Raw genomic sequence first — 5676 nt, 5'->3', positions numbered from 1 at the left:
GAACTCTGCCATATCAACTTCATATCTCAAGGTCAGGAAAATACTGAAGCAGGGGAGCATTGATGTGCATCTCGATGGCTCCTATCGAAAGCCCAACCCCCTTCTTGAGCTTCTCGAACTCTTCGGCCGTGACAGTCTCCTTCATGACCTCCAGGACGGATGTCAGTGCTTCAACAGCGGCCAGTGCCTTCCCGTGGATTTGAATTGCTTGATCTCTTCTCATGGAACCTCAATCAGTTAGAAGTCCGGGGTGCGATGGTACGGCTCAAGAGCAGCGGGGCTGGAGGCGTCGTTCCAAGGTCCGCATTTGGTCGTATTCTGCCGGCCACGCGAAGCGGCGACCTTATGCACCGCCGGCCGTCGGCGCATGGCACGCGACGCATAGTTTGTTGCCGTCCGGGTCGCGAAAATACGCGCCGTAGTAGTTGTCGTGATACTGGGGGCGAAGGCCTGGGGGCCCCTCACAGGTTCCGCCATGGTCCAGCGCGGTTTGGTATGACGCTCGGACGACCTCCCTGGAGGCCGCTGCGAAGGCGACCATTTGCCCGTTTCCAGGGTGTTGCGGCTGCCCGTCATAGGGCCTGCAAATGACGAATAAGGGGCGGGTCTCACCTGCGCTGTGCCAGCCAGCCCATGGCCTCTCGCGCTCGCAGAAGCGCAACTCAACGCCGAGGCTGTCCATCAATGCGCCGTAGAAGCGAAAGGCGCGCTCGAAATCGCTGACGCTGACAAAGACATGGGAAAACACAGTGACTCCTCAGGCAATTTGGAGAACAGCGCCGACCGTCCGCTGTTGGCCGCATTCTGCCTGTGAACACGCGCCTCAACTGGCACTTGGTACGCCGTCCAAGCCAAGTCGTTCGAGGACCTGCTGGTTGTACCGCGCCCAGTCTCGTTCCGAGTTCTCAATGACCACCTTGTCCAGCGTTAGTCGTTCGAACAGCGCGTCCGTCATGAGCCGATAGTCTTGGTACAGGGCGATGAGGCCTTCGAGACCAACCAAGTTCCGGCGCACGGCGTAAGGTCCCTTCAACTTCCAGTCGACCTGATACTTCATCCAGGCCTCCCCCCGCTCCGCGCAAACGGTGCGCACGGCGCGCTCCACGCTCTCCTGCCTCAGGTAGACGACGAGCGGTTGCAATGGTCCGATGAGCTGGGTCAAGCTCCCGCAGTACGTCGCGATTTTGTCGAAGCTCGCCTCCATCAGGAAGAGATTGGTAAGGTCGCCATGAAAGAGTTGGCCGTCCAGCACAGGCACCGCAACGCCAAGTTGAACCTCTTCGACGAACGAGCGCCACCTTGAAAGCGCTCGCCGGCCCAGTTGTTCAGCCGTCGATTCGCGCCAGGGCTCGAACCAGTGCTGGAGTTCATCTGTCGCTCGGACGGGGTGCGGGTCGGCGCGTTCGTGAACAGCAAGCGCCGGCCGGCCCGCATCTTCAAGCGCCTTCGCGACCAACCCCATGGTCGTCGACTTTCCGGAGCCCATGATGCCCTCGATGATGACGAGCCCATGATGCTCGGAAGACCGTAGGTCGGGCAATGCGATGGGGTTCATGTGGATGTTGTATCCGATTCAGGCGGCGGTCCTCGATGTCTGTTCCTGGCCGATAGTACCTATTCGCGCTGGGTCGAGGGATGTCGGCAACCGCTGCATAGCCGCCATCAGCAGACCAACGTCGAACGCGGAGGCTCTAGTTGCTATCGAGCGGCAGTGGCCAGAGTGGCTGAACTCCTGTCTGTCTTGGGTTAGTAGGCACCCATGTAGTCGCGCTTACCGATCTCAATGCCGTTGTAGCGCAAGATGGCATAGGTGGTGGTCACGTGGAAGAAAAACTGCGGCAGTCCATAGTGCAGAAGATATGAGCCTGCGGTCAGCTTCTTTTCCTTGGGGGTGCCGGGGCGCAATACGATCTCGCGGCTCTCGCTTGAATCAAATTGCTCAGACTTGAAGGAGCCGATATGGGCCAAAGCTTTGGCGATCAACGCTTGCAAGTCGGCGAAGCTGACCTCAGTGTCGGGCCAGGACGGCACCTCGGCACCAGCCAGGCGGGAGGCAATGCCCTTGGAGAAGTCTGCGGCGATCTGTACCTGACGTACCAGCGGAAACATGTCAGGGAACAGCCGCGCCTGCAGCAGCGCATTTGGATCGATATTTTTTTGCGTCGCGTGGTCTTCGGCCTTCTTGAGCACGTCGGACAGGGCGCGCAGCATCTGCTGCATGACGGGAACGGAGGCGTTGTACAGCGGGCTGGTCATAGTAAGTTCACTTCTAAAATTGGGCACGATGGCCGGAGTTGGCGTGGCAGAGGCCCTGCCGACCATGTAAGGCTAACAGCACAGGGCGAACTGAATCGCCCCGGCTTTTGTGGCCAGCTTTTCTTCCCGCTGGTAGTCGGAGCAGCCGCGTTGAAGGGCAGTTCACTAGCAGAAGCGGACGTCAATTGCGGACGCACGACAGACCGCGCCGCCAAGACCAGACGTTCGGCGCCGAGGCAGAATTCGCCCTCAACGGACGATTCACAGAATCGAGGAAACATGACACCCGATTTCGCCGCAGCTCTGGACGCAAAGCTGGAGGAGTACCGCGCTTGGGCTGCGTCAAGACCGGTCCGCGAGGTATCGGAAACTGTGAGTGCCCCAAACCTCGTGACCACCGCCTCGCGTGAGTGGCACAGTCCGGCCGAAAACAGCAGTCCGCGCTCTCGGTAGCGCGACCCAACGGCGAGCAGATGTTTCTGGAGATCGTGAAGTGCTTGAACGCTTGATGAAACGCCTTCTTTTGTCGCTGATGGCAACGATCCCCCTTGCTGCACCGGCGAGCCTTCCGCTGCAGATGTCCCTCACCGCAATGGCTATGGAGGCGGACCATGTACTGGTCGGCCGCGTTGTCAGCGTTGACATGGTTGACACGAAGGGCAATCCGGTCTCGGATGATCAGGCGCGCACTGGCCCTGGTTCGGCGAATGTCATTCGTCGTCGCGTGGCAGTCGACGAGGCTCTGATCACAAATACAGGCCGCGTACCAAGGGAATTGCTCATACCGCTCGACCCGCTTATGCACTACAGCCTCGGTCAGATCAGGGCCGCTCATCAAAACGATGCAACTACGCGACTTCTGCTCTTGAAGGGAGCGGGATTTTCCAGCCTCAAGCCAGGAATCTTCTTTCTGCCATTGAAGGAAAAAGACGAAGTGCTGCGCGTGCATAGTGCGACGCACCGATAGCGCTGCAGGGTGCGGCCTGCCAAGATGAGTGTCGAATGTCGGCCTTACCCGATGAAGTCTGGTCACTTACCTTTGCGCAACCGACCTCGCTTGAAGCGCAGAAACATGCCACCAGCGAGAACGGCCAGCAAGCCTGCCAAGACTATTTGGCCGATGAACGCGGCGAGAGCGCCCCTGAGACTAGGCCAAGTCCAACGGCACCGTGGACGAGGTGCATTGCTGCATCGAACTTTGCTCCAGGATAGAACTTCGCCATTTGGGTTTTGTTGTGGGCGCGTGGAACGTCGAATTGTGGCCTGGGCAGCCTAGTCTACGAGCTTGCCATCCTGCCAGTACTCATACAAAGCACCGGGGGTATTGACCCAAAAGATTAGCGTGGACGGCGCCTCCAGCTCGATAAGAATTTCGGTATCTACAGCTCCGCCGATAGAGACGACCTCGCACTCTGAACCAGGCGGAAGGTGAAACTCATTTGCCCATGGTTCCACGATGATCGATAGAGCAGTAGCAAACGAGTTTTTCAGCTTTACGGAATTTCTATTTGTCATTTTGATATTCACCAACTTCGCTTGCGAACATCTGGTTCTGGCAGATAGAGGTCTACTCAACGAGACTCAAGAATCGCCGCGAGCCTGCGAAGCTCCGCGACAAGATATGGAACGTCTTGGCGTGCGTTGGCGATGAACGCGATGTCGTAATCTGATGCGCCACTTAGGTCCATCGAGCCATCCGCAGTAATGATGCAGCTTGAACCGCTAGTGTGATTTTCACCTTCGATTGATGCGGCCCAAGGCCCTCGAGAGGTGGCCTCCACTCGCATCGCAATGAGATCGACTCGTCGCTCGTCTAACCATGATTGGTTGCTCATTCTTGATGTCCTCGTAGCACCTGATTTCGGGCGCATCCGCCATTAGCGAGTGGGTGGAGTTGTCGCCACGGGCCACCGATAGGGCTTGAATGTCCGCCGTCGGGTGATTTTCGCTTACGTGATCAATGTCCGGTTGTGGCCGACGGCGGCTGCTCAGCCGGGGCCTTCCAGCTTGGCCGGAGACCTTGGGCCGCTTCCTCGCGAACCCGTGCGAGGGACGATTCCGAACCCATCTCCGCCTCGATTTCACCGATGCAGCCCCAGCAGTCCCCGCCGCAATCCAAGGACAGCGGGTCATCCTCTCGACCGAGCTCACGACCACAAATCCGGCAGTTCATTTGATGAATCGTGCCACAAGGTTGAGCGACTGGTTTTGGCCGATGGCGGCCAACTGTTTGCTCAAGCGGGCCTCTGGCTTTGGCCGCCATCGTCATTTACGCATCGGGTCACCGACCAAACCGACTGAAAAAGGTCAGCGGAAATCGTTGCAACGATGCCGTACTCCCTCTTTGTTAGTTCCTCTTCCTCCCATTCCCCTTCTGGGAGGACTCCGTATCGATCGGCGGCATGCTCCCTGTCGTACCTGAGCGCCGTTCCGTCTGACTTGATCTCGACGTAACGTACCCAAGTGTCGTCAGCTCCGATCTCCGAGTAACAGACGTACTCGTCGACTCCTAAGGTATTCCCGCTTGAGCAATAGAGGCGATACAACATACGTGGTTTTGGTGTCCGAAGAGAGACTCTGAAAGAATTGATGCCGAGGTCACAACACCCGCTCTCTTTCAAACGGAGTGTGTCGACGCCACGACCGTCCGCTCATGGCCGGGATCTGCCTGTCGAGCTGACGATGCAAGCATGCCTACTTGGCCTCTTTGCCCACGAGGTCCCACGCTAAACCGGCAACCCAGCCAATTCCAACGAGCCACGCTCCGATCGCAACGGCGTCGGCACTTGGGGCAAGCCAATGGATTAACACTGCCATCAGTAACCCAGCCACTGCGCCGATGCAGGACCATGGTGAAGCGAGGACATCAAACATTTTCGAGCGCTGGGTGGGTGTCTGGTTAGGCCGCGCGTTGCCTGCGCCGGCGGTGTGCCTCAGCAAGACTGCAGTACTGATTTTGTTTCGAAGCAGTCGAAGCAGACGAATACGTAGATCATTCCGCAATCAGCGAGCACAAACTCATCGTTGATGGAGTCGAGCTGTGCATAGAAAGTCATTTTCTTGCCGCAAGTGCACTCCGGAACGTTGGGAGATTGGATGAAATCCGGCCGTCCGCCGAGCCGATGTCGACGGCCGATGTCACCTCCAGCCCACTTGAACGGAGGCAATGCGGTGGCCTCGGCAGTGAGAGGCTCCGGAATTAGTTTGAAAGGAGGTATTTCGCGCATGGCCGACTGTAGCCGCTGGCTACCGGCGGCCATCGAGGAAGGCCGCAGCCTTTTCGGCCAAGGTCGCATCGGGAGACCGTATCGCCAAAGTTGCGGGCTGATCCGCGATTGGGTCAACTGTGACGAATTGCCCGGGCTCGCCGCGTAGAAATAGCGTCAGCTCAGTCCACTCTTCGTCGTCTGGTGTACGGCT

6 protein-coding genes are annotated in these 5676 nt (G+C 58.2%); 1 reads left to right on the top strand and 5 read right to left on the bottom strand.

What is annotated here, in order from left to right:
- Positions 1–19 precede the first annotated feature (19 nt).
- From EJO66_RS32090 to EJO66_RS32075, 4 genes are all read right to left on the bottom strand, one after another.
- Positions 20–223 carry a hypothetical protein gene (locus EJO66_RS32090; RefSeq protein WP_125967234.1) on the bottom strand — a complete coding sequence of 68 codons (204 nt, stop codon included), beginning with the start codon at positions 221–223 and terminating at the stop codon, positions 20–22.
- 120 nt (positions 224–343) lie between these two features.
- On the bottom strand, positions 344–748 hold the full coding sequence (locus EJO66_RS32085) for a VOC family protein (protein WP_125967233.1): 405 nt from the start codon (positions 746–748) through the stop codon (positions 344–346).
- A 75-nt stretch (positions 749–823) separates the two neighbouring features.
- Positions 824–1555: a P-loop NTPase family protein gene (locus EJO66_RS32080; protein ID WP_240648946.1), complete on the bottom strand. Its 732-nt coding sequence runs from the start codon at positions 1553–1555 to the stop codon at positions 824–826.
- Positions 1556–1746: 191 nt separating this feature from the next.
- On the bottom strand, positions 1747–2256 hold the full coding sequence (locus EJO66_RS32075) for a DUF1993 domain-containing protein (RefSeq protein WP_125967232.1): 510 nt from the start codon (positions 2254–2256) through the stop codon (positions 1747–1749).
- A 493-nt stretch (positions 2257–2749) separates the two neighbouring features.
- Between EJO66_RS32075 and EJO66_RS32070 the strand changes: the two genes are divergently transcribed.
- A complete protein-coding gene (locus EJO66_RS32070) occupies positions 2750–3223 on the top strand; it encodes a hypothetical protein (protein ID WP_164547971.1) in 474 nt (157 codons plus the stop codon).
- Positions 3224–3827: 604 nt separating this feature from the next.
- Here the strand turns inward: EJO66_RS32070 and EJO66_RS32065 are convergent.
- A complete protein-coding gene (locus EJO66_RS32065) occupies positions 3828–4091 on the bottom strand; it encodes a hypothetical protein (protein ID WP_125967230.1) in 264 nt (87 codons plus the stop codon).
- Positions 4092–5676: the final 1585 nt, after the last annotated feature.

It is taken from the genome of Variovorax beijingensis, from assembly GCF_003951285.1.
GTDB classification, from domain to species: domain Bacteria; phylum Pseudomonadota; class Gammaproteobacteria; order Burkholderiales; family Burkholderiaceae_C; genus Variovorax; species Variovorax beijingensis.
Note: the sequence above shows the minus strand (reverse complement) of the source record. Positions and strands in the feature narration are given on the sequence as shown.